The following is a 23,035-nucleotide window of genomic DNA, read 5'->3' as shown; positions in this document are numbered from 1 at the left end:
TCCGTCGGATCACGCCGGACCCGTCGGGGCACGGCAGGCCGAGAAGTAGGCGACCGCGCCGTCGTGGTCGAGCTCGACACGGTCGAAGCCCGCCTCTTCCAGCCAGCGTGACAGGTCACCGGTCGTACCCACGGTGGCGAAGGCGCCGATACGGCGCATGACCCGGATCCACGTGTCCTGGCGCAGGCCGCTGCCCCGCACGATCGCGTTCCCCCGCAGCCGGCCCGCGGGGCGCAGGACGCGTGCCATCTCGGCGAGCGCCGTCGCAGGATCGGCGAAGCAGTGCAGGCCGAAGTAGCTCAGGCACCGGTCGAACTCGCCATCCCCGAACGGCAGCCCGGTCACGTCCGCCTGGAGGAGGCGGATGCCGTGCAGCCCTCGCCGCCGCGCGCGCTCCTTGGCCATGCGCAGCATCAGCGGGGACAGATCCAGCGCGACGTAGCCACCGGCCCCGGGCTTCAGCCTCCTGAAGGCGGTCCCGCCTCCGCAGGGGACGTCGAGGATCCGTTCGCCGTCCGCCGCCTTGTGGAGACGGTCGAGATCGCGGTAGAAGCGCCGCATGTCCGTGCCCCACAGCACCCTGCCGCCGAGCCTGCCGATCGGTTCGTGCGTGATCCCGAAGTCGTAGACCATCGCGGTGAGGCGGGCCCGACGCCAGTGGTTCATCCGATACCTCCACGCCACGCCGCTCTCGCGTCCCGGAGTTCGGCGACCCTCGCGGCACGTGTCCATCAGCTCTCCTTCAGTATGCGAGCCCGGCTCACCCCACGGCATAGGGTGTCCGACACGCATTCGACGAGGATCGCGCCCGGGAGCGGCCCGCTGACCCTCACCGCCTTCCGCGGACGGCCGGATCGCACCGCGAGTCGAGGCCTGGGAGATCAGCATGGCTCGACGGCCTCTGGGGAGGGACAGCGTGAAGGTCACGAGAGACGCACCGTCGAGCGTAGGGGAGCGGCGATGAACTCCGAGGCTTGGATGGAGGCGTCACACGCGGACTACCCGTCGATGGCCCGGCTGGCGCGGGCGCTGTACGAGACAGGGCTCGGCCCGCGCGAGGTGCTGCGCGAATGCTACGGCGTCACCTTTCCCGAGGAGCTCTTCGTTGTCGTCGACGCCGGGCTGTGGTCCCTGGACCTGCTGGCGTACTTCACCGACCAGCCCTGGGAACTGGCCATCCCACCCGACCGGGGCGGCCCTGCGGACACGCCCGGCTCCATGGCCGACACCGAGTCGCTCATCGTGGCCCGCGACCCCGACCTGATGCCGCTCCTGCAGATTCCCGCCGCCCAGGCCCACGAGGAGGACCGCATCGTGTGCTACCGGCTGGAGGAGCTCAGGGCGGGCCGTCCCACGGTCTTCTGCCTCGGGGCGGAGGCCTACCCCAGCGGGCAGGTGCGCGAGGGTGAGGCGGTGCGCTGCGGCGAGTCCATGCTCGCGGTCCTGTACGAGGAACACGCCGCCTCCCTCCGCTCGCTGGAGGAGGAGGTGCACCGTCCGTGGAACCGGGGTGCGGGCTCGGTCTCCTGGGACGAGGTCGAGCAGGCGCGCGAGTCCCTGGCACTGGTCGCGGAACTGCGAAGGCGAGCGGTGGTCAAGGACGACGGCGCCGGACTCCAGCCCCATCCGGCCACTCCGGTGGGACCGCGGATCGGCCCCGCGGGCCGCTAGTCCTGACGGCCGAGGTCGATGCCCGGCAACTCGGCGCGCGACGAGATGCCCAGCTTCGGGAACACCTTGTACAGGTGGAAGCCCACCGTCCGTGGGCTCAGGAACAGCTGGGCGCCGATCTGCCGGTTGGTCGCGCCGGTCGCCGCCAGCCGTACGACCTGCAGTTCCTGCGGGGTCAGCGCGTCCAGCGGCCGGACCTCGGCGCCGAGTTCCGGCAGGTCGGCGCGGGAGCCCGTCGCGGCCAGCTCCGTGCGGGCCCGCTCGGCCCAGGGCGCGGCCCCCAGCGCGGCGAAGCGGCGCATCGCGGCGCGCAGCCGCGCTCCCGCGTCGGCCCGCCGGCGTTCCCGCCGCAGCCATTCGCCGTACAGCAACTCCGTCCTGGCCTGCTCGAACGGCCGCCCTTCCCTGGCGTGCCACTCCAGCGCCGCCCGGTAGTGCGGCTCGGCCTCGCCGCGCGGCGCGAGGAGGGCGCGGCAGCGGTGGGCGACCGCGGCGGCCCATGGCTGCCCGCTGGCCGAGGCCCAGGCCTCGAACCGGGCGACCTCCCCGGCCAGCCGCAGGCACGTCTCGTCCTCGCCCCGAAGGGCGGCGAGCCGCGCCAGGACGCCTTGCAGGTGCCGCAGCCGTCCCGCCTGCCCGGTGTCGTGCGCGATCTGCCACGCCTCGGCGCCCGACCGCGCCGCCTCCGCGTACCTGCCGCGCAGGATCTGCGCCTGGGTGAGCAGTTGCAGCGCGTGCGGCAGCGCCCCGATCTGTCCCTGCTCGCGGCAGGTGTGGACGCGGGCAGCCGCCAGCTCGCACGCCGCGGCGTCGTCGCCGGTCATCAGAGCGCAGAACACGGCGTACGTCCCGACGACCCGATCCGCGGCCGTGCGCAGCGAGGGGATGGCGGCGCGCAGGAGGGGCAGCCCCGCTTCGGGTCGCCCGAGGCGACCCGTTCCATACCTCGTACCGCCTGCGTCAGTGGCGCCAGCCGGGGGCCGGGCCTGAGGGATTCGAGCTGCTCCGCGGCCTGCCCCAGCGCGGCGTGGTCGCCGGCGAACCACGCCTCGCCTGCGGCGGTCGCGAGCAGGGACGTGGCGTCGTCCGGCGCGCTCGCGGCGATGCCGGCGGCGGCGTCGATCAGCGTGCGCGCGGGTGACGCAAGGCCCGCATGCTCGGCGTCGACCGGCGTGCGCGCGGGTGACGCAGGGCCCGCGTGCTCGGCGTCGACCGCGGCGCGTACCGCGGCCAGCCGGGCCACGACCGCGGGATCGCCGGTCAGGCGCCGGCCCCGGTCGGCCGCCGCGCCGGCGCGGGCCAGCTGCCCGGCCCCGATGGCCGCCTCGGCGGCGTCGGCCAGCCACCGGGCCCGCCGCTGCCGGTCCACGGTGAGCTGCGCGGCACGCTCGTAGGCACCGGCAGCCGAGGCGTGGCTGCCCCGCCGCCGCGCCCGCTCCCCGGCTGCGGCGAGCACGGCCGAGATCTCCTCGTCCGGCCCCAAGGCCGCGGCCGACAGGTGCCAGGCCCTGCGGTCGGCGTGCTCGTCGTCGTCGAGGGCGGCGGCCAGCGCGCGATGGGCGGCCACCCGCTGGGCGACGGGCGCCTCATGGTAGGCCGCGGTCTTGACCAGGGGATGGCGGAACCGCAGCCGGCCGCCGGCGACTCCCACCAGGTGGGCGCGCTCGCCGGGCTCCAGGTCCTCCAGCCGGTGCGCGCGCTCGCCGGGCTCCAGGTCCTGCGGCCCGGCCTCGAAGCCCTCCGCCGCCCGCAGTACCAGCTCCAGGCTGCCGCTGCCCTCCGCAGCGGCGATCAGGAGCAGCACCTGTGTACGCCGGGGCAGCCGCCGGATCGCCGTCCGCAGCGACTGCTCCAGCCGCCCGGACAGGGAGAGTCCTGGCGGTTGCAGGGGCAGCGGATCGAGCTGTCCCGACCGCTGCTCGGGCGTGAGCGTCCCCGCGAACTCCAGGAGCGCCAGCGGATTGCCCTCGGCCTCCTCGATCACCCGATCGCGCACGTCAGGTACCAGGTCGGCGGCCGCCTCGGCGAGCAGCGTCTCGCAGTCGGTCCGGGCGAGGCCGGCGAGCCGCAGCTCGGCGACGCCTTGGCAGGGCGACTCCGCGCCGTCGTCGCGCACGGCGAAGATCATGGTGATGCGCTCGGCCCCCAGCCGGCGGGCCGCGAACACCAGCGCGTCCACCGAGGCGCGGTCCAGCCACTGCACGTCGTCGACGAGGCACAGCAGCGGGCGTTCGTCGGAGAGGTCCGCCAGCAGGGTCAGTACCGCGAGCCCCACGAGGAAGCGGTCCTGGGCGCCGGTCCTGCCTTCGCCGAACGCGCCGAGCAGCGCCTGCCGCTGCGCCTCCGGAAGCCCCTCGACGAGATGCCGAGCCGGCCGCAGCAGCAGGTGCAGGGCCGCGAAGGGCAGTTCGGCCTCGGCCTCGACGCCGGTGACCCGCAGCACCAGCAGGTCGTCGCCGGCGCCCTGAACCGCTTCTGCCAGCAGCGCCGACTTGCCGATCCCTGCCTCGCCGTGCACGACGACCGCGTGGCCCCGCCCCTCGCGGGACTCGGCGATCAGCCTCTTCAGGGCGGCGATCTCCGCGTCTCGGCCGATCATGATGCCCTGACCCTACCTAAGCGGTGACCGATCCCCGGCAGGAGCCCGGTCGCCGTGACTTATCCGGCTCCCGAGGCCCGCCGCTACGGTCGTGAGCAGTCGCCCTGACCTCAGGAGGAAGCCCGTGAGCGACATATTCGCAGAGCCCGTGGGAACCGTCGTCGGCGGGCGCACCGAGGCGTTCGACGACGACTGGAACACCGAGGAGGCGCTGATCCGCCTGGACGGGACACGCTTCGGGCCGGACTCGCTCGCGGGTCTCGACGCGTTTTCGCACCTGGAGGTGGTGTTCCAGTTCCACCTCGTGGATCCGGCCTCGGTCCAGACGGCGGCCCGTCGTCCCCGGGGCAACCCTGACTGGCCCCTGGTGGGCATCTTCGCGCAGCGGGGGAAGAACCGGCCGAACCGGCTGGGCGTCTCCCGCTGCCGCCTGCTCGCCGTGGATGGTCTCGACGTGCGCGTGCGCGGCCTGGACGCCATCGACGGGAGCCCGGTCCTCGACCTCAAGCCGTACATGGCGGAGTTCGGCCCGCAGGGCGAGGTCGTGCAGCCCGCGTGGGCGACCGAACTGATGCGCAACTACTACTGAGCCGAGGGGATGTCGATGGAGCTTCCTGCGCGCACGGACGTGCTGATCGTCGGCTCGGCGAGCGACGAGCTGGTGGCGCGCGGCATCACCGTGCCGCGGTTCACGGTCCGGGACCGCGACCGGGTCCTGCTGACGGTGGCGTTCGACACGTTGCCGACCGATTTTCCGTACACGCTGCTGGTGCCCCAGGACGTCACCGAGCGGGTGCTGCTGGACCGGCTGCGGGCCGCCGGCTGTACGGTGCACCGCCCGTACGAGGTGAGGGCCGTCGAGCAGGACTCCTCGGGGGTCACCGCCACGACGGCGGACGGCCGGCTGATCCGCGCCTCCTACGCCGTGGGCGCCGACGGCATGCACAGCACGGTGCGCGAGCACGCCGGGATCCCCTTCACGGGCGACACCTACGCGCAGTCGTTCGTCCTCGCCGACGTCCGGCTCGACTGGGCGGGAGCCTGTGACGAGGTGGCCCTGTACTTCGCCCCGGAGGGGGTGACCGTGATCGCCCCGCTGCCTGGCGGCCGCCACCGGATCGTCGCGACGGTCGAGGAGGCTCCCGAGCACCCAGGCGTCCCCGACATCCAGGCGCTCCTCGACGGTCGTGGCCCGCGGGCTCATCCGGCCACGGTCACCGACCTCGTGTGGAGCTCCCGGTTCCGCGTCCACCACCGGCTGGCCGACCACTACCGGTCGGGCCGGTTCTTCCTGGCAGGGGACGCGGCCCACGTGCACAGCCCGGCGGGCGGGCAGGGCATGAACACCGGCATCCAGGACGCGCTGAACCTGGCGGGCAAGCTCAGCGCCGTCCTGCGCGACGGCGCGCCCGAGACGGTGCTGGACGAGTACGAGGCCGAGCGCCGCCCGGTCGCCGAGGAGGTGGTGGCCTTCACGCACAAGATGACGAGGATCGCCACGGTGGGCAGCGGCCCGCTCCGCTCCCTGCGCAACACGGCGCTGAGGGCTCTGGACTGGATTCCCGCCGTCCACCGCACGATGGCGATGAACCTGTCGGAGCCGGCGACCGCGGACAGGCACTGAGACGGCCGGGCAGGGCCGGCTGCAGGAGCTCACCGGGAGACGCCTGCCCTGCCCGTCGCCCTGCTAGGCCGGGCGGAGGAGGAACGTGACGCCCTCGTGGCCGGGCTTCTCCACCACGAGTCCCGTGTCGGCCAGCACCTCCGCGATCAGCTCCCTGTCGCCGGCCCACTGCAGCGCGAGGACGTCGACCAGGTCGCCCCTGGCGTCGAAGCACGACGTGTGCGCCTGGGTGGTCCAGAAGACGGCCTTGGGCGGTTCCCCTGCCCTGGTCACGTCGTGGACCTGCTGCCAGCCTCCGGAGGAGGTCGGCCACAGGTCCGGCTCGGCGAGGTAGCCGTGCGCCGCCAGCCGGTCGAAGGCTCGCACGATCCGGCAGAGGTCGGAGGGCCGGTCGGTGGCCAGGCAGGTCACGATTCCTTCCTCCGGCTTGTTGAGGCCGTGGACCGCGGCGAACAGCGCGTCCATCGCGGCGTCCGCCTGCCTGCTCAGTTCGTCGGCGTCCATGTCCATCAGCGCGTCGTCGTCGCCCTGGTCGGCCTGCCAGGGAACGGAGAGCACGAGGGCCTCCCGGGCGAACACCGACTGGATCCTCGAGGGGAGCCCGCCTCTCCACGCGATCGTGACGTCCTTGACGAGCGCGCCGTCCGGAGCGAAATGGTCGGCGAGGTCCGCGGGCGGGCTGAGCAGGCCGCTGGTCTCCGTGGCGGACGCGAACCGCTCCGCGTCGACGATCTGCCAGCCCTCGTCCTCCAACCGGCTGAGCGCCTGGTCGAAGCCCTCGCGGTGCGACCGGTGGGACGGGACGGACGCGGGCGCGGTGGCCTGCCCGGACGGCGCGCCGGCGACCTCGGCACGGCGCTGCGCGAGGAACGCGCGGGTCTCGGCGATGAAGCCCCGGTCCATCAGCGTGTCCATCACCATCGACCACCAGGATTCGGCGCCGCGGAAGGCGTCAGGGTCCAGCTCCTTCAACGAGAGCCACAGCTTCTCCGTGTACGGCTTGGCGACGTCCGGAGACTCGCCGTTCAGTTCCTGCTGGCGCAGCCTGAGCCGGTAGAGGAACTCGACGAAGTGCTCCAGTGAGCTGTTGACCTTCTCCGCCTGTGGCTCGTCGTCGAACGAGAGCAGGCCGACGACGCCGTTCCCGATGTCGAGGAAGTAGCGCATGCCCGTGTCCCCCGACGTCCCGCCGAGCGTGAGGACGTCGACGTCCCCGCCGCCCGTCCGGAACACCACGAGTGAACCCACCCGCGGCTCGTCGGCGACGGAGGTGGTGAATGCCAGGTCGGCGCGTACCGGCAGCCCGACCTCGCAGAGGATTCGCGCGTCCTCGTCGGAGAGCCCTGTCTCGCGGCACCACTCGCCGTCCATCAGCAGCAGGCCCTCGTCACCGAATGCTTTGATCATCTGTTCGCGTGTGACCACGATGCGGCACCTTGTCGTTGCGGGCGGCCCGCGGTGTCCGACGCCGGGCCTGAAGATCAAGTTCGCGTAAAGCGTACTGAAGAACGATCACGGACTTGAGCGGAAGCCTCTAGCTGCCGATATTCGTGTTGCGCGTGGCCATGACTGCTGATGTCATGACCACCGGCCGGGGCGCCGCGCCGCGGAACACCCTCACAGGTCACTCCCCCCGGAATTCATGGATGATCACATGCCGCGCCGTTCGCGCGGAGACGAAGGAGAACAATGACGATCGACCACGTCGGTGTCGCCGGTGGGCGGCTCGTCGTCGAGACGGCCGGTGCGGGCGAGACCACGGTGGTGCTGCTCCACTCGGGCGTGACCGATCGCGCGATGTGGGACGGGGTCGTGCCCGCCCTGCTGGAGAGCCACCGAGTGGTGCACTACGACCTGCGCGGCTACGGCGCCTCAGCGCCGGCCGCGGCGCCGTACCGGCATACCGACGATCTGCTGTCCGTGATGGACGCGCTGGAGGTCGGGCGCGCCGTGCTGGTCGGAGCCTCGTACGGCGGCCGGGTGGCTCTGGAGTTCACCGCCTCGCATCCCGGCAGGGTCGCCGGGCTGGCGCTGCTCGCCCCGCCGCTGCCCGGATACGACTGGTCCGCGGTGATGCGCGGCTATGGCCAGGCCGAGGAGGCCGCGCTGGAGAGCGGCGACCTCGACGCCGCCGTGCAGATCAACCTCGACATGTGGGTACGCGGGCCGTCGCGCGCGTGGGACGAACGGCTGCGCGATCACGCCGCGTCGGTACGGGAGGCCCTCCGCGTTTCCCTGGCCAACCAGCACCTCTCCGACGAGTGGGAGGAGAGCGGGAAGCCGGACCTGGTCGAGGTGCTCGGCGAGATCAGCGTTCCGGCACTGGTGGCGGTGGGGAATGACGATGTTCGGGACTTCCAGGACATCGCCGAACGGCTGGCCGTGACGCTCCCCCAGGCCCGCCTGGAACGGCTGCCTCACACCGGCCATCTGATCGCCCTCGAACGGCCGGCGGAAACCTCGCGACTGCTGCTCTCCTTCCTCGCCGAACTCGGCACACCGTGACGACCACGCCGCGGGTATGTGACCGGTGCCGGCGGATGGGATGACGGTGCTGATGGCGGTGGGGGATACGGTGGTGGATCTGGTGCCGGGGCCGCCGGGCTCTGGCTGACCCGGCGTCCGGAACGGACAGGAAAGGGGGGCCTGTTGTCCCGCGTGAGCTTGCGTCCGATCGCCGTCCACGATCAGGACGAGTTCCTCGAACGGGTCCGTGACAGCGTGGACCTGCACCATCCGTGGATGTCCCTGCCCGCCACACCGCAGGAGTTCAAGGCCTACCTCGAACGGTTCGACGACCCGCGCTCGTCCGAGGGCCTGCTGGTGTGCGTGCGCGAGACCGGTGCCATCGCGGGCATGGTCAACATCAACAGCATCATCCGCGGGCGCCTCCAGGGCGCCTCCCTCGGCTACGCGGCCTTCGCCCCCACCGCCGGCCAGGGGTACATGACCGAAGGCCTCGGCCTCGTGCTGCGCCACGCGTTCGAGGAGTTGCGCCTCCACCGGCTGGAGGCCCAGATCCAGCCGGGCAACGACGCCTCCCTGAAGCTGGTCCGGCGTCTCGGTTTCCGCTACGAGGGCTACTCGCCCGGCCTGCTGTTCATCGACGGCGAGTGGCGGGACCACGAGCGGTGGGCGATCACCAGCACGATGGTCGACGGACTGTCCTACGAGCCGCACCCGAGCCTGCCCGCCCGCTGACCCCGGCCGCGGGATCCGCCGGCAGGCCCGGCGCCTCAGGTTCCCGCGGGGCTGTCGGGGCAGGTCGTGTCGCGGGCCGGCAGGACGCCTTCGATCAGGTAGCGGTTGACGGCCGTGTCGATGCAGGCGTTCCTGGGGGCGAACAGCCCGCCGTACACGGTGTGGCGGAAGGCGCCGCGCAACGTGACCAGCCGGGATCCTGTCAGGGCGCGGTGCGTGACGAGCTGGCCCTCGTAGGGGGTTCCCGGGTCGCCGGTGGTGCCGACCATCAGGAGGGGGACGGAGTTGCGGACCGCGGTGGGAGGTTCGGCGGGGGCGGCCGGCCAGAACGAGCACGGGCTGATGTTGCGGATCAGCGGGCCGAACAGGGGCTCGTCGGCGCGATGTGCCTGGATGTCGCGGTAGTACGTCTCCGGGTCGCGAGGCGCCGCCCGATCGGCGCACATGATGGCGGTCTGGGCGCTGACCGATCCGTCCGCGTCCGGGGAGGACAGGCCGGTCAGGACCGCGTCCAGGGTCGGGGTGGGGGTGACCGTGAGGCCGCGGGCCGCGTCGTGCAGGACCCGCAGGTCGGCGGCGAACCCGGCGTACGACTCCTCACTGTCCCCCGCGGTGACGCCGAACAGGATCACCGGCAGGACGCGTGCGTCGACGCGGTGGCGGCCGACCTTCAGCGGGGCGCGGGTGACGGCGTGGTCGATCCGGTTCACGGCGGCCAGGACGGCGGTGACGCTGTCCCCCAGGCGGTAGCGGCGGTGGTGGCGAGCGGTCCAGGCGGCCCAGTTCTCCAGGACGGCGGCCAGGGCAGGGCCCTGCGTGCTCGTCAGGTCGGGGCCGAACAGGTCGGTGTTCACGGCGCTGTCGAGGACGACCCGGTCGGCACGGCGGGGGAACAGCTGCAGGTAGACCGCGCCCAGGTAGGTGCCGTACGAGGAGCCGAGGTAGGAGAGTCTCGGCTCGCCGAGGGCGGCCCTGATCACGTCCATGTCCCTGGCGGTGTTGCGGGTGGAGGCGTACGGCAGCGCGTCCCTGTGGCGGCCGCACCGGGCCGCCAGGTCCCTGGCCAGCGCGACGCCCCTGTCGAAGGTGCGCCGGTCGGGACCCGCCGAGCCGACGGCGATGGTGGGCCACGCGCAGTTCAGCGGGGTGCTGCGGCCGACGAAGCGCGGGTCCATCCCGATCAGGTCGTAGCGGGCCGCGACGGCGGGGGCGGCCTTCTTGACCAGGAGCGTGAGGGACATCGCGGGGACGCCGGGACCTCCGGGGTTGTACAGCAACGTCCCGCGCCGGCGGGCGGGGTCGGTGGCTGTCAGCCTGGACATCGCGACCTTGATGGTCCGCCCGCCCGGACGGCTGTAGTCGAGCGGCACGGTGACCTCGGCGCACTGGGCCTTCGCGTCGTCGAGTTCCTTTCCGGTCGTGTCGCCGGGACCGCTCTGGCAGCGGTGCCAGGCGATCTCCTGCTGGTGGAACCGGGTCATCCCGTCGGCCGACGCCGGCCGTACACCGATCACGGCGGCGCATGCCAGGACCGCTGTCACGGTCCCGGCCACGGCCGTCCTTCGTCCACGCATCGCGGTCTCCCTGTCCTGCTCGATCTGTCCTGCTCGATCACGGCCCGTGGGATCACGAGCCGTGTCGAAGGTAGGGCGCGCGGACGGCCGGGCGCGTCCGCTCCCGGTCGGGCTTCCCCGGCCCTCCCGCGAGGCGGGAAACAGACCGTCACGCTGCCTCTGAACAGGGATTTCTTCCATGCCCCGCCCGGCCCGTGTACGACCACAGGCTGATATCGCCTGTTCTGTCCGCCGGTTTCCCTGGCAGGCCCACTAGGTTGGCGGCATGAACCCCGGCACCATGATCCGGCTCGCCGGGCGACGCGGGCCGGGCGGCTCGTGAGGTACGCCGCCTTCGCCTCCGCGCAGGCGGCGCGGCCGGTTCGGGCGCTGCTGCGGCTCGGCGGCCGGGTCCCGTCGGCGGCCTTCGACGCGCTGCTCGCGGCCGTCCTCCTCTTGGCGTGCGTCGGGCTCAACAACCAGGTCTACCGGGGCCCCGCCGGGCCTCTGATCCTCCACGCCGCCCTGGTGCTGCCGCTGATGTGGCGGCGGCGGGCGCCGCTGGCGGCGTTCTGCGCGGTGGCGGCCGTGGCACCGCGTCATCCCCCGTGCGGCTCGCGCGGGTGCGGCTCGATCAACGAGGCGAAGCGGCTCGCCCTGTCGGGCGAACTCATCGGGAAACGGTTGCGGCGATCTGTGGTGTTTCGAGAGGATCATCGTCTCCTGTCACCCCCCGGAAGGACGCGCGTGAGACGCCTGACGCTGGTGGCCGCCATCTCGGTGGCCGGGCTCTTATCCCCGGGAACCGCCCACGCGGCGGACGGGGTCCAGGGAGTCGACGTGAGCAACTGGACCGGCGACATCGACTGGAACAAGGCCAGGGACGGCGGCGCCAAGTTCGCGTTCGTGCAGGCCAGCGAGGGCGTCGACTACCGCAACCAGCGGTTCGACGCGCAGTTCGGCGGGGCCTCGGCGGCGGGACTGCTCAGGGGCGCCTACCACTTCGCCCAGCCGCACGAGACGGACGGCGCCGCCCAGGCCGACTTCTTCGTCGACAACGGCGGCAACTGGACCGCGGACGGCGTGACGCTGCCCGGCGTCCTCGACGTCGAGGACAACCCGTACAAGGACAAGAACGGCAAGAACAACTGCTACGACCTGTCCCCCGAAGACATGGTCACCTGGATCGGCGACTTCACCAGGCGCTACCGCGAGCGCACCAGGCGCCACGCGATCATCTACACCACCACGAGCTGGTGGAAGACCTGCACGGGCGATTCCACCAAGTTCGCGAAGAATCCTCTCTGGCTCGCCCGCTGGGGCACCGAACCCGGCGAACTCCCTTCAGGATGGAAGAAGCACTCCTTCTGGCAGTCGGCCGACAAGGGCCCCATCGTCGGCGGTCAGAACGAGTTCAACGGCACGGAGTCACAGCTCAAGGCGCTGGCCAACCCGCCTGCCGAGGTGACGGTGACCGGTGCCGCAAAGAGTAGGAAGCTCTACACGATCACGCTGAAGAACACCGGTGTCCACCCCGTCACCGACGTCAGGCTCGCGGGCCGCACGTTCGGCGGACAGAAGGTGGTCAAGGCGGGTCCCGGATGCTCGTTCAGCGGTACGGCGGTGCGATGCCTCATCCCCAAGGTCAACCCAGGACACTCGTTGCGGATCACCATCGCGACCAAGCCCGCGAAGACCAGGGGCACGGTCGGAGTCAACGTCACGGTCGGATCGGTCGAGCTCTCGCTCTCGGCGCGTTAGCCGTCCTTCTCCTGGCGGTGCCGGCGTCCATGCCGCTCCGCCAGCTCGCCATGCCGCGCATCGTGCTGCTGGCCTATCTCTACCAGGGCATCCCGTACTCGTGGGGCGGCGGGCACAAGGAGGACCCGGGGCCGTCGACTGGAACGTGCCAGGGGTACACCGGCAAGATCAAACCCTGTCCGGCGAAGCGGACGCGGGGGCTGGACTGCTCGGGGCTGGCGCGCGCGGTGTACGCGCGGGCGTACGGAGAGGACGTGCTCGGCCCGGGGAACACCGACGAGCATCTGCGGAGGATGCGTAGAGTCGAGGAGCCCAAGCCCGGGGACCTGGTGTTCTTCGGCCGGCCGCGCACCAAGCACGTGGGGATCTACATCGGGAGCGGGCGCATGATAAACGCCCCCGAGACGGGGGCCGTCGTACGCGTGGACGACGTCGACCGCCGCGACGACCTCGTCGGCTACTACCGCTTCTGAACAGCCCGCCACTGCCGCACCCCCTTCTCGCACGGCGCCTTCGCGTGCCGCTCGCGAGCGCCTCCTCCGATGTCCCACGCGCCTGTCACCCGCGTCGCCTCGCCGTGCGGGTCTGGGCGCGGGCCACGCGCCGACCCCTTGCCGCCTGCCCGCCTGCCCGCGTGTCGCGGGGCGGCAGGGTGGCCACGGAGGTCACACGCAGGCGTTTCGCGGCTTCGGTACGACATGTATCGACTTGGTATGGCTGTAACGGGTGTCACCTACCGAAAAATGAGAGACCTGAGGTCTACTCTGTGCCGCTATGGACAGGCGCTGGGTGGGCCCGGAAGGGCTGGAGATCGTTCCCGCGGTGCGCGCGGGACAGCAGGTTCTCCGCATCCGGAGGAACGGCTGGCTCGTGGCCGACTGCTTTTCGGTCGAAGCGGTCGCGATGCACGTGGATCTCGCGGATCTGTGCGAGGTGGTCGACTTCGCTGGTCGAACGAGTTCGCATCATCGCTGAGTGCCGTGTATGGTTACACCTGTCCGCAGCGCCGAGAGGCGAGACGGACAGGCCCCTATAGCTCAGTCGGCAGAGCGTCTCCATGGTAAGGAGAAGGTCAACGGTTCGATTCCGTTTGGGGGCTCCGAGTGCGAACGCCCGCTCCTCCCTGAGGTCGGGCGTTTCTTGTATGGATTTCAGGTGCGGGGGGTTCCTGAGGCATACTGGGAAGCACCTCACTCGACCCGGTGAAGTCGTGGCATGTTCGTGACTACTCCGAGGGTCGGGTATCCTTCACTGGCCGGGAGTTTCGACCGGCAGCAAGGCGGAGTAGCTCAGTCAGGCAGAGCAAACGGCTCATAATCGTTGTGTCGCCGGTTCAAGTCCGGCCTCCGCTACTACCCAAACCCGAGTCCAACGCTCGGGCACGGGTGTGTCCCAGTCCCAAACGTAGAAAGGCACTCCCACGTGGCTGCCACCGACGTTAGGCCGAAGATCACGCTGGCCTGCCAGGAGTGCAAGCACCGCAACTACATCACGCGGAAGAACCGGCGTAACGACCCGGATCGGCTTGAGCTGAAGAAGTACTGCCCCAACTGCCGCTGCCACCAGGCGCACCGCGAGACCCGCTAGATCCGCGCCAGTGGGCGCTGCACCAGAAGTACTGCCCACTGTGTCCCCGGAATCGGGCCGCTGCCACCAGGCGCACCGCGAGCACCGCGAGACCCGCTAGCCGCCGTCACCAGGCGCACCGCGAGGCCTCGCCGGGTCGCCGGTGATCCCTGAAAGGGGCAGCCGCGCTGGGGTTCGGAAGTCCAGCCCAGACGCACGGCACGGCAGACGGTGACCGGGCTCACCGCCCGGCGCTCCTGACGCAACCGAACAAACGGCGTCCTCCTCGGAGGGCGCCGTTCGTCGTTCCCGGGGAAATCCACCAGCGACAGCCGAATGTTGTTCTGTTACCGTCGGCTCAACAGCCCAGAACGCATCTAAGGAGCACGGGCACTGATGGCCTTGAACCGTGATTTCGTGGGACGGACGTACAAGTCCACCACCTCGTACGAGGTCAGCCGGGTGAAGATCAAGGAGTTCGCCGCGGCTATCGGTGACAACAATCCCATCTACAGGGACAGGGACGCCGCGCAGGCCGCCGGGCATCCCGACGTGGTCGCCCCGCCGACCTTCCCCATCGTGTTCAGCCTGCAGAGCGGCGGCGACGCCCTCGGCGACCCCGACCTCGGCCTCAACTTCGCCATGGTGGTCCACGGCGAGCAGCGCTTCGAGTACACCCGCCCGATCTACCCGGGCGACCAGCTCGTCACGACCTCGACGATCACCGAGATCCGCAGCGCCGGCCGTAACGAGCTGCTGACGATCAGAAGCGACGTCACGACGGTGACCGGCGAGCCGGTCTGCACCACCTACAACACGATCGTCGAGCGCGGAGGGGCGGGCTGAGATGGCTGCCACGGTGAAGTACGACGAGGTCGAGGTCGGCCAGGAACTTCCCGCCGTCGACTACCAGGTCCGCCGCGTCAACCTGGTGATGTACGCGGGCGCGTCGGGCGACTTCAACCCCATCCACTGGAACGAGCGCTTCGCCAAGACGGTCGGCCTGCCGGACGTCATCGCGCACGGCATGTTCACCATGGCGCAGGGCGGCCGCTTCGTCACCGACTGGGCGGGCGATCCGGGCGCGGTCGTCGACTACGGGGTCCGCTTCTCCTCGATGGTCGTCGTCCCCGACGACGACACGGGCGCGACGCTCACCGTCAGCGGCGTCGTGGAGGAGAAGCTGGAGGACAAGCGGGTGGTCATCGGACTGACCGCCAAGACCGGCGACACGCGCGTGCTGTCCAAGGCCAGGGCGATCGTCCAGCTCGTCTGATCGCCGTGACCCGGATGACCCCAGGTCACGGCGGGACCCAGGTCACGACCGGCCCAGGTCACGACCGGCCCAGGTCACGACCGGCCCAGGTCACGACCGGCCCAGGTCACGATGGGCGCAGGACCCGGGTGGCGCCCGCGATCAGTGCCGTCGCCAGGATCCAGCCGGAGGCGATCAACGCGTAGGCCAGCCCCTGTGTCCATCCCGCCGGGTCGAACAGCTCGCGCTGCCCGAAGGTGGGGAACGGCAGCAGCAGGTCGAAGGTGTAGGCGAAGGACTCGAACGCCGGGCTCTCGGCCGGTTTCAACGCCCTGGGCGGCACCAGGCCGTACACCACGGTCCCCACCACCAGCAGCAGCCCGAACCACAGCGCGGCCAGCCAAGGGCGGTAGCCGTACCCGACGGTGATGTCGAGCAGGCGGCCCCACAGCCGCCCTCCGGCGCTGAACGTGCGGCGGCGGGCGCGTTGCTTGGCCAGCAGGGTGCGGCGGGCGAGCGTGTCGTTGCCGTCGCGCAGGTACCAGGCGGCGAGCTGCTCGTACGGCTGCGGCAGGAACCCGTACGGGTCACGCTCGATCCACTCGACCCGGCGTCCGACGCCGCCGCCACGCAGCGTTTCGTAGACGAGGCCGTTCAGCCGGAGCCTTTCCGGCCACGTGTCAGGGTCGTCACTCAGGGTGCCGATGCGGGAGTGGGCGAGGCTGACGACCCCGTCGACGGGCTCGGCGTACTTCAGGTGGACCTCGCGCGCCTCGAGGTGGCTGGCGTGCAGCGCGTACGGGGTGTCGGGACTGCGCAGGACGCCGTTGATCGACAGGCTGCCGTTGACGCGTGCGCCGCGCAGCCTGACGCAGCCGAGCGCGGTGAACCCCTTGCCGGCCTGCATGACGTCCTCGACGACCATGCTGTCGGCGGTCAGCGCATTGGCGCCCGGGTTGGTGAGGGTCGCGCCGTTCATGAACAGGCCGCCGTTCAGCCGCGCGCCGACCAGCCTGAGCCCGCCGGTGACCTCGGCGTTCTCCAGGTAGTAGCCGGCGTCGACGGTGAGCGCGCCCGTGTACACGCCTCCGTCGATCTTGGTGCCGCCCATCCACAGGCCGTTCTCGAACGTCGCGCGGGCCAGCCGTACGGTGCCGGTGACATGCGCCCCCGACAGGCTGAGGTGTCCGGCGACGCGCATGCCGCCACCGCTGAAGCCGGGCATGTGGCAATCGGTGAAACGCATCGTCCTGGTGACGCTTCCGCCGAAGTCGGGCGCCTCGTCGAGATAGCAGCCGCTCAGCGCCAGTTCGTACTCCACGTTGCCGCCGCGCAGCTCCAGACGTCCGGTGATCCTCGCGCCGCGCAGCCGTACGGCGGGCACGCTGCCCACCCCCGGCTCGCGCGCGCCGAGCAGCAGCGCCACGATCACCTGCGCCCTGACCGTCCGCTCGGGGCCCCACGTCGCGCCGTCGGCGGGCGCGTTCTCCCCCGCGGTACGGCCGATGCCGACCGGATTGTTCCCCAGCTGAACCTGCGTGCCCGCGTGGAACGCTCGCCAGAGCCTGCGTTCGGCCTGGGTCATGCGCAGGCGTAATCCGTTCTGAACGACCATGGCCTGATTGTTACGCAACCTTTCGGCGGCCCGGCGCATCTACCCTGTGACGAAAGGAAGAACGATGAACCGTTCTCGCGGGTTCGCGCTGCTCGCCGTGGCTACCGCCGCCTCGGCACTGATGGTCACGCCTGCCCAGGCCGCGGCGAAGACCGAGGTCAGGTACGGATGGGTCGGCGCCTGTGCCAAGAAGGACTACTCCGTCCCGTGCGGCCCGTGGCATCTCGCGCTGAGCGGGGGCAAGGACGTCCAGCTCAAGGACGCGGTCGTCTACCCCACCGCGGCGGGCGGGAAGATCGACAAGGAGTCGAGCGCGCCGATCTCGATCAGCGGCGACGGCCGGTTCGTCGGCTACTTCCGCGCGAGCGACCGCACGTTCGTCGTCCGCGACATGGCTTCGGGCTCGGTCAAGGTACTACCGGGCAAAGCGGCGGTGGCGCCCAAGAACGTCGGCATGCTGAACGTCGATCCCACCTTCTCCCCCGACGGCCGCCGTGTCGTCATGGACTACTACGACGACGACGCCAAGCTCCCCTCGCTGCTGGTCGACCTCAAGACCGACGCCGTTCACCGGATCCCCGGCAACGAGACCGTTCAGGGCTTCAGCCCCGACGGCTCGCACCTGCTCACCACGCGCGGCACCGACGACAACACCACGGAGCTGGCCGTCTACGACGAGTCTGGCACGGAAGTGCAGAGCAGGGTCGTACCGCAGGTCGTGGCGAACAACGCGCCGATCGGGCTGGCCGACGACGGCGTCACGGTCGGGCTGGTGATCGTCAGCCCGCAGACGAACGGCAAGACGCGGCTGCGCACCTACGACCTGTCCACGGACGCGGTCTCCGACGCCGTCACCCTGCGCCTCCCCAAGGGCGAGTCGCCGACCAAGCTCGTGTGGAACACCTCGGGCGACGTCACCCTGTGGACGCTCCAGTCCGATGCCGAGGGCAACACCTCCAAGGCCGTCAGGCGCTCGCTCAACGCCGAGACGGGGGCCACGGCGGTACGGGACTCGTTCCGCATCAAGTCCGGCATCTGGACCTGGTGGTTGCCTGGAGACTGATCACAGTTATCGTGATTTATGGCGAAAATCTACGAAAAGCTCACAGATCGGCTGCGTGAGTTCATTTCCGCGCAGCCGGTCTATTTCGTGGCCACAGCCCCCGAATCCGGAGGGCACGTCAACGTCTCGCCCAAAGGCTACGCCGACACCTTCGCCGTCCTCGACGATCTCACCGTCGCCTACCTCGACCTCGACGGCAGCGGCGTCGAGACCATCGCCCACCTGCGCGAGAACGGCCGCATCACGGTGATGTTCTGCGCCTTCCAGGGCCCACCCAAGATCGTCCGCCTGTACGGCACCGGCCGCGTCGTCACGCACGGCGACCCGGAGTTCCCCGGCCTGCTCACACGCTTCGGACCGCATCCAGGCGTGCGGTCGATCATCGTGATCGGCTGCGACCGGATCTCCGACTCGTGCGGCTACGCCGTACCCTTCATGGCCTTCGAAGAGGACCGCGCACTGCTCGACCAGTGGTCGGAACGCAAGGACGTGCTGCAGAAGCGCGCATACCGGGCCAAGAACAACAGGGAGAGCATCGACGGCATCCCCGCCCTCCACCCCGCGGAAACCGACCCCGTATCCACCCACTCCTGACACCTCGCCCTCACGACCACCCGCTCTGACGCCCCTCGACGGCTCGGGCCCGGCCGGCTCTCGCCCCCCTTCAGCGGCTGAGTCGGAGCCGCCCAGCGGCCACCCGTCGAGCCCCTCAACGGCTGAGCCGGAAACGGCCCAGCAGCCACCCATCGAACCCCTCAACGGCTGAGCCGGAAACGGCCCAGCAGCCACCCGTCGGGACTTTCAGCGGCTGGGCCAAGGCGAGTCCAGCCGGTGTCCGTCGGCCCTCTCACCCACTGGCCGCTTCCTACTCCCCCGCTGCGGCTGGGCCAAGGCGGGTCCAGCCGGTGTCCGTCGGCCCTCTCACCCACTGGCCGTTTCCTACTCCCCCGCTGCGGCTGGGCCAAGGCGGGTCCAGCCGGTGTCCGTCGGTCCCCCTCACCCACTGGCCGCTTCCTACTCCCCCGCTGCGGCTGAGCCAAGGGGGCCAGCCGGTCACCGTCGCTCCCGCCCCTCAGCGGTTGGGCGTCCAGCCGACGCCCGCGCCCCCTCGGCGGCTGAGCCGAAGTGATCCACCGCCGCCTCCAGACCCCTCGGCGGCTGCGCCCGAGCGGTCGAAGCCGCCGAGAAACCCGGTCCCGGCGTTGGCCCTGTGGTTAGGGTGACGCCATGCTCGTCCCCCTCCTGGCCACCGCCTCGCTCCTCCTCAGCACCACGCCACCCGGCACAGCCACAGCCACAGCGCCCGCGACGCCCGCTGCGGCCATCCCCGTGTCTCCCGCTGCGCCCTCCCCCACGTCGCCGGCCGTGCCCCCAACTGCGCCGCCCGCTGAGACGCTTCCTGCGCGGCCCGCCGCCCTGCCTGCCGCATGGCTCGGCGCGGCGTTCCCCACGTCTCCCGCTACGGCGTCTCCTGTTACGGCGTCTCACGCATCGGGCGCCGCGGCTCCGGCTGCACCGCCCACCGGGGCACTTCCTGCGCGGCGGCCTGCGGCATCCACCGCGCTGCCAGACGCGGCCTTCCCGGCGTCTCCCGCTACGACGTCTCCCGCATCACGCGCTCCGTCGGAGGTCGCGTCGCCAGGGGCCGGCCGCGGGGCCGTTCGGTATGCGGGGTTGACGTCCTGTCCGGGCGCGAACGGCAAGCGGCGCGTCTGCGGTCCGTGGCGGTTGTGGTTGCGGGGCGGCGGGACGGTCGCCCTGCCCGACGCTCAGGTTCGTTCGCTCGATGCCAACGGACGTGAGGAGGCGCTGCGGGCTCCTATCGCTGTCGACCCTTACGGCCGATATGTCGCCTATTTCGCGGCTTCTGACCGCCGCCTGGTGGTCCGCAACGTCGCGTCGGGCAAGCGAACCCCTGTCCCAGGAGACGCAGGCCGCCTCCCCTCCGGCCTTCGCATGTCGGACGTCAAGCTACGAACAGGCCCGAACGGCCGCTTCCTCGTCCTCGATCCGACCCTCAACACCACACGCACCCCTTCCGTCATCGAGGTGGCCACGGGCAAGGCATGGACCCTTCCCGCGTATGCCGGCGTGCAGGGGTTCAGCCCCGACGGGCGGCTGCTGCGGGTGGTGCTCGACATGGAGGAGACGGCCGTCTACCGTCCTGGCGGCGCCGTACCGTCGGGTGGGGTCACGGTCACGGGCTGGAGCGCCCTGGCTCCCGACGGCGCCACGCTGGCCGGAGCCGCCCGCGAGGGTTCGCGGGTTGTCGTACGGTTCTACGCCACCGCCAACGCGATGGAGTCGCGGGCACCCGTACGTGTGAAGGCCTCTTCCCCTGAGGAGCCCCGCATGCTCACCTGGGACTCCTCCACCCGCCTCACCCTGCTGACCTACGACGAGCCGCGCACGTACGTCGCGCGCTCGGTCAGCGCGAAAACCGGCTCGGCGCGCATCGTGGACCGGTTCACTCTCGGCCGGCACACCTGGGACGTTCATCTCGCCGGCGACTGACCGCCCTACCGGTATCCCTTGGCCCGCCCCCGGCCACCCACGTCAGAGGTCAGCGCCGGTAGCCCGCCATGCGCTCCAGGCGGGCGACGCGCTCCGCCGTGGACGGGTGGGTGGAGAACATCCGGCCCAGCCCGCTCCCGCTGAACGGGTTGGCGATCATCATGTGGGACGCCGACGCCAGCCGGCTGTTCTCCGGCAACGGCAGCCGCCGAGCTCCCATCTCGATCTTTCGCAGCGCCGACGCCAACGCGAGCGGCTCGCCCGTCAGCCGCGCCCCCGACTCGTCGGCATGGAACTCCCGCGAGCGCGAGATCGCCATGTGCACCATGCCTGCCGCCACCGGTCCGAGCAGCATCATGAGCACCGCCCCGAGGAACCCGGGCCCCTCGTCGTCGTCCGAGCCGCCGAAGAACACCGACATGTAGCTCAGCCACGTGATCATCGTCGCCAGTGCTCCGGCGACGGACGAGATCAGGATGTCCCTGTTGTAGACGTGGGACAGCTCGTGCCCGATCACTCCGCGCAGTTCCCGCTCGTCGAGCAGCTTCGTCAGCCCGTACGTCACGCACACGACCGCGTTGCGGGGGTTGCGCCCGGTGGCGAAGGCGTTCGGCTGGACCGTCGGCGACATGTACAGCCGTGGCATCGGCTGCCTCGACTCGGTGGAGAGCTCGCGCACGATCCGGTAGAGGGTCGGCTGCTCGACCTCGCTCACGGGCCTGGCGCGCATGGCGGACAACGCGATGCGGTCGGAGAAGAAGTAGGCGACGGTGTTGCCGACCAGGGCCACCGCGACCGCGAAGAGGACGCCTGTGCCGCCGCCCACCCACGCCCCCACCATGACGATCAACGCGGAGAGCAGCCCCAGCAGGAGCGCCGTGCGCAGGCCGTTGTGATGCAAGGGTTCCCCCCTTCCGTGGTGTGGGCTCACCTGTACCAACGTCGATGACCGCGTCCAGCGTTCCCAGTCACGGTGACCTGTGGGAGGGGAGGGGTTACAGCGTGGCCATGCCGAGGACCAGTTGGGGGGCGACGGAGAACAGCAGCGCCACGACGAACGTGGCGCCGACCGCCACCCACACGGCCGTCGGCCGGCCGCCGCGGAGCTGGGCGTCGCCGGATGGTTCGACGGTGGGTGTGAAGAGCCGGGCGGTCCACGCGACGTAGTAGTACAGGCCGATGACCGTGTTGATCGCCATGACGACGGCCAGCCAGCCGAGGCCGCCGTTGACGATCTCGCGGAAGACGACGACCTTGGCGAACAGACCGGCCAGGCCCGGCGGGAGCCCGGCCAGGCAGATCAGGCTGAATGCGAGCGCCAGCGCGGCGGCCGGACGCCTGAACACCATTCCGCGGTAGTCGTCCAGCTCGTTGCGTGGATCGCTCCTGGACACGAGCATGACGACGGCGAACGCGCCGAGGTTCATGGCCGCGTAGAACACCAGGTAGGCCACGGACGCTCCGGCGGCAGGCCCGCGCTGTCCCGCCTCGGTGAGCACGGCGAGCGGAGCGAGGATGTAGCCGGACTGCGCGACGGAGGACCAGGCCAGCAGTCGTACGGCGGAGCGCTGGCGCATCGCCAGCAGGTTGCCCACCGTCATCGTGAGGGCGGAGACGACGGCGATCATCGGCGACCAGGTCGGCGCCTGGGCGTGCAAAGCGCTCAGCAGGACGAGGATGAGCCCGGCGAAGCCCGCCGCCTTGGAGACGACCGAGAGCAGCGCGGCCACGGGGATCGGCGCGCCCTGGTAGACGTCGCCCGCCCAGGCGTGGAACGGGACCGCCGCGATCTTGAAGGCGAATCCGGCGACCACCAGCACCACACCGACGGTCACCACCATGGGCAGGTCCGTGGCGATGTCGAGCGTCGAGAAGTAGGCGCTCCCGGCGATCCCCTGCGCTCCGGCGGTCCCTTGCGCTCCGGCCGTCACCGTGGCGCCCAGAGCCTCGCCCAGGCGCGAGAGGTGGACGGTGCCGCTCATGCCGTACAGCAGGGAGACCCCGAACAGCATGATCGCGGTGGACACGACGGAGACGAGGAAGAGCTTGACGGCGGCCTCGGAGGCCCTGCCGTCGTAGCGTTTGAGCGCCGTGAGCGCGAAGACCGGCAGCGACACCAGTTCGAGGGCGACGACCAGCATGATCAGGTCGCGCGAGGCCGGGAGGGTGGTGGCTCCGACCAGCGTGCAGAGCAGCAGGAAGTACCACTCGCCGACGGGGATGCCGCCGCCCGCCAGTTCGGTCATCGACAGCAGCACCACGATCGCTCCCGCGACGAGCGCGAGCCCTGCGAGGACGAGCGTGAACCTGTCGACCACGAACGAGCAGAGCGCGGGCCCCTGCCCCGCCAGGTCACCGGGGACGCAGAACGTCCGCAGTGTCCGGCCCGCGAAGGCCTGCGCGATGACGAAGCCGAACGCGACGACGACACCGGCGAGCGACACGAGGCCGAGCGCCGTCCGCAGCGACGACGAACGCGGCAGGAAGGCGTCGAGCAGCAGCACGAGGCCCGCGACCAGCGCCAGGACCAGCGGCGGCGCGATGGCGAAGTAGTCGATCGTCTGCGTCATGACGCGCCTGCCGTCCCCTGGCGAGCCGAACGAACGCCGGCCC

General features: G+C 71.0%; 22 protein-coding genes and 2 tRNA genes. 16 read left to right on the top strand and 8 right to left on the bottom strand.

The features are described from left to right. Nucleotides 1–9 precede the first annotated feature (9 nt). Nucleotides 10–666: a class I SAM-dependent methyltransferase gene (locus AC3EO4_RS51370; RefSeq protein ID WP_379577632.1), complete on the bottom strand. Its 657-nt coding sequence runs from the start codon at nucleotides 664–666 to the stop codon at nucleotides 10–12. Between the two features lie 294 nt (nucleotides 667–960). Between AC3EO4_RS51370 and AC3EO4_RS51365 the strand changes: the two genes are divergently transcribed. Then, nucleotides 961–1,671, top strand: a complete 711-nt coding sequence (locus tag AC3EO4_RS51365) for a hypothetical protein (protein ID WP_431903413.1) — start codon at nucleotides 961–963, stop codon at nucleotides 1,669–1,671. On the opposite strand, the gene AC3EO4_RS51360 is transcribed toward AC3EO4_RS51365, so the two are convergent. Together AC3EO4_RS51360 and AC3EO4_RS51355 are read right to left on the bottom strand one after the other, a co-directional pair. Further along, nucleotides 1,668–2,495, bottom strand: a complete 828-nt coding sequence (locus tag AC3EO4_RS51360) for a helix-turn-helix transcriptional regulator (RefSeq protein ID WP_431903411.1) — start codon at nucleotides 2,493–2,495, stop codon at nucleotides 1,668–1,670. The genes AC3EO4_RS51365 and AC3EO4_RS51360 overlap by 4 nt on opposite strands. Next, entirely contained in the window at nucleotides 2,495–4,270 is a 1,776-nt protein-coding gene (locus AC3EO4_RS51355; protein WP_431903409.1) for an AAA family ATPase, read from the bottom strand. The genes AC3EO4_RS51360 and AC3EO4_RS51355 overlap by 1 nt, the downstream gene beginning before the upstream one ends. Nucleotides 4,271–4,394: 124 nt before the next feature. On the opposite strand from AC3EO4_RS51355, the gene AC3EO4_RS51350 reads away from it, so the two are divergent. Both AC3EO4_RS51350 and AC3EO4_RS51345 read left to right on the top strand, forming a co-directional pair. Further along, nucleotides 4,395–4,859 carry an SAM-dependent methyltransferase gene (locus tag AC3EO4_RS51350; protein ID WP_379577638.1) on the top strand — a complete coding sequence of 155 codons (465 nt, stop codon included), beginning with the start codon at nucleotides 4,395–4,397 and terminating at the stop codon, nucleotides 4,857–4,859. A gap of 15 nt (nucleotides 4,860–4,874) precedes the next feature. Continuing rightward, the gene (locus AC3EO4_RS51345) at nucleotides 4,875–5,894 is read left to right on the top strand and encodes an FAD-dependent oxidoreductase (protein WP_379577640.1); all 1,020 of its coding nucleotides are present in this window, start codon (nucleotides 4,875–4,877) and stop codon (nucleotides 5,892–5,894) included. Between the two features lie 63 nt (nucleotides 5,895–5,957). On the opposite strand, the gene AC3EO4_RS51340 is transcribed toward AC3EO4_RS51345, so the two are convergent. After that, on the bottom strand, nucleotides 5,958–7,319 hold the full coding sequence (locus AC3EO4_RS51340) for an SUKH-4 family immunity protein (RefSeq protein ID WP_379577641.1): 1,362 nt from the start codon (nucleotides 7,317–7,319) through the stop codon (nucleotides 5,958–5,960). 264 nt (nucleotides 7,320–7,583) lie between these two features. Between AC3EO4_RS51340 and AC3EO4_RS51335 the strand changes: the two genes are divergently transcribed. Both AC3EO4_RS51335 and AC3EO4_RS51330 read left to right on the top strand, forming a co-directional pair. Beyond that, nucleotides 7,584–8,399, top strand: a complete 816-nt coding sequence (locus AC3EO4_RS51335; protein WP_431903406.1) for an alpha/beta fold hydrolase — start codon at nucleotides 7,584–7,586, stop codon at nucleotides 8,397–8,399. Between the two features lie 153 nt (nucleotides 8,400–8,552). After that, entirely contained in the window at nucleotides 8,553–9,095 is a 543-nt protein-coding gene (locus tag AC3EO4_RS51330; RefSeq protein ID WP_431903403.1) for a GNAT family N-acetyltransferase, read from the top strand. A gap of 35 nt (nucleotides 9,096–9,130) precedes the next feature. Here AC3EO4_RS51330 and AC3EO4_RS51325 read toward each other — a convergent pair whose 3' ends face one another. Next, nucleotides 9,131–10,669 carry an alpha/beta hydrolase gene (locus AC3EO4_RS51325; RefSeq protein WP_431903401.1) on the bottom strand — a complete coding sequence of 513 codons (1,539 nt, stop codon included), beginning with the start codon at nucleotides 10,667–10,669 and terminating at the stop codon, nucleotides 9,131–9,133. Nucleotides 10,670–10,987: 318 nt separating this feature from the next. Between AC3EO4_RS51325 and AC3EO4_RS51320 the strand changes: the two genes are divergently transcribed. The 8 genes from AC3EO4_RS51320 (at nucleotide 10,988) to AC3EO4_RS51285 (ending at nucleotide 15,251) form a co-directional block, all read left to right on the top strand. Then, entirely contained in the window at nucleotides 10,988–12,409 is a 1,422-nt protein-coding gene (locus AC3EO4_RS51320; protein ID WP_431903398.1) for a lysozyme, read from the top strand. Between the two features lie 29 nt (nucleotides 12,410–12,438). Further along, nucleotides 12,439–12,882, top strand: a complete 444-nt coding sequence (locus AC3EO4_RS51315; RefSeq protein ID WP_431903395.1) for a C40 family peptidase — start codon at nucleotides 12,439–12,441, stop codon at nucleotides 12,880–12,882. Nucleotides 12,883–13,183: 301 nt separating this feature from the next. Then, nucleotides 13,184–13,384 carry a transposase gene (locus tag AC3EO4_RS51310; protein ID WP_379577656.1) on the top strand — a complete coding sequence of 67 codons (201 nt, stop codon included), beginning with the start codon at nucleotides 13,184–13,186 and terminating at the stop codon, nucleotides 13,382–13,384. A gap of 51 nt (nucleotides 13,385–13,435) precedes the next feature. Beyond that, nucleotides 13,436–13,508: transfer RNA gene (locus AC3EO4_RS51305), tRNA-Thr, on the top strand. Nucleotides 13,509–13,687: 179 nt separating this feature from the next. After that, nucleotides 13,688–13,761: transfer RNA gene (locus AC3EO4_RS51300), tRNA-Met, on the top strand. 70 nt (nucleotides 13,762–13,831) lie between these two features. Next, on the top strand, nucleotides 13,832–13,996 hold the full coding sequence (rpmG, locus tag AC3EO4_RS51295) for a 50S ribosomal protein L33 (protein ID WP_106397297.1): 165 nt from the start codon (nucleotides 13,832–13,834) through the stop codon (nucleotides 13,994–13,996). 375 nt (nucleotides 13,997–14,371) lie between these two features. After that, nucleotides 14,372–14,821 (top strand): MaoC family dehydratase N-terminal domain-containing protein, encoded by a 450-nt coding sequence (locus AC3EO4_RS51290; RefSeq protein WP_431903391.1) that lies wholly within the window; start codon nucleotides 14,372–14,374, stop codon nucleotides 14,819–14,821. 1 nt (nucleotide 14,822) lies between these two features. Next, a complete protein-coding gene (locus AC3EO4_RS51285) occupies nucleotides 14,823–15,251 on the top strand; it encodes a MaoC family dehydratase (protein ID WP_379577661.1) in 429 nt (142 codons plus the stop codon). A 106-nt stretch (nucleotides 15,252–15,357) separates the two neighbouring features. Here the strand turns inward: AC3EO4_RS51285 and AC3EO4_RS51280 are convergent, their stop codons facing one another. Then, nucleotides 15,358–16,845, bottom strand: coding sequence for a hypothetical protein (locus tag AC3EO4_RS51280; RefSeq protein ID WP_431903387.1), 1,488 nt, complete (start codon nucleotides 16,843–16,845; stop codon nucleotides 15,358–15,360). 64 nt (nucleotides 16,846–16,909) lie between these two features. On the opposite strand from AC3EO4_RS51280, the gene AC3EO4_RS51275 reads away from it, so the two are divergent. The 3 genes from AC3EO4_RS51275 to AC3EO4_RS51265 all read left to right on the top strand — a co-directional run bounded on the left by AC3EO4_RS51275 (nucleotide 16,910) and on the right by AC3EO4_RS51265 (nucleotide 20,422). Beyond that, a complete protein-coding gene (locus tag AC3EO4_RS51275) occupies nucleotides 16,910–17,908 on the top strand; it encodes a TolB family protein (RefSeq protein ID WP_379577664.1) in 999 nt (332 codons plus the stop codon). Nucleotides 17,909–17,926: 18 nt separating this feature from the next. Further along, nucleotides 17,927–18,502 carry a pyridoxamine 5'-phosphate oxidase family protein gene (locus AC3EO4_RS51270; protein WP_379577666.1) on the top strand — a complete coding sequence of 192 codons (576 nt, stop codon included), beginning with the start codon at nucleotides 17,927–17,929 and terminating at the stop codon, nucleotides 18,500–18,502. A gap of 1,362 nt (nucleotides 18,503–19,864) precedes the next feature. Beyond that, nucleotides 19,865–20,422: a hypothetical protein gene (locus AC3EO4_RS51265; protein WP_431903383.1), complete on the top strand. Its 558-nt coding sequence runs from the start codon at nucleotides 19,865–19,867 to the stop codon at nucleotides 20,420–20,422. Nucleotides 20,423–20,471: 49 nt separating this feature from the next. On the opposite strand, the gene htpX is transcribed toward AC3EO4_RS51265, so the two are convergent. After that, entirely contained in the window at nucleotides 20,472–21,323 is an 852-nt protein-coding gene (gene htpX, locus AC3EO4_RS51260) for a zinc metalloprotease HtpX (RefSeq protein ID WP_431903381.1), read from the bottom strand. Between the two features lie 94 nt (nucleotides 21,324–21,417). Next, nucleotides 21,418–22,992, bottom strand: coding sequence for an NADH-quinone oxidoreductase subunit N (locus tag AC3EO4_RS51255; protein WP_379577672.1), 1,575 nt, complete (start codon nucleotides 22,990–22,992; stop codon nucleotides 21,418–21,420). Nucleotides 22,993–23,035: the final 43 nt, after the last annotated feature.

Source organism: Nonomuraea sp. bgisy101 (genome assembly GCF_057708945.1).
This window is presented reverse-complemented; position numbering and strand designations above follow the sequence as displayed.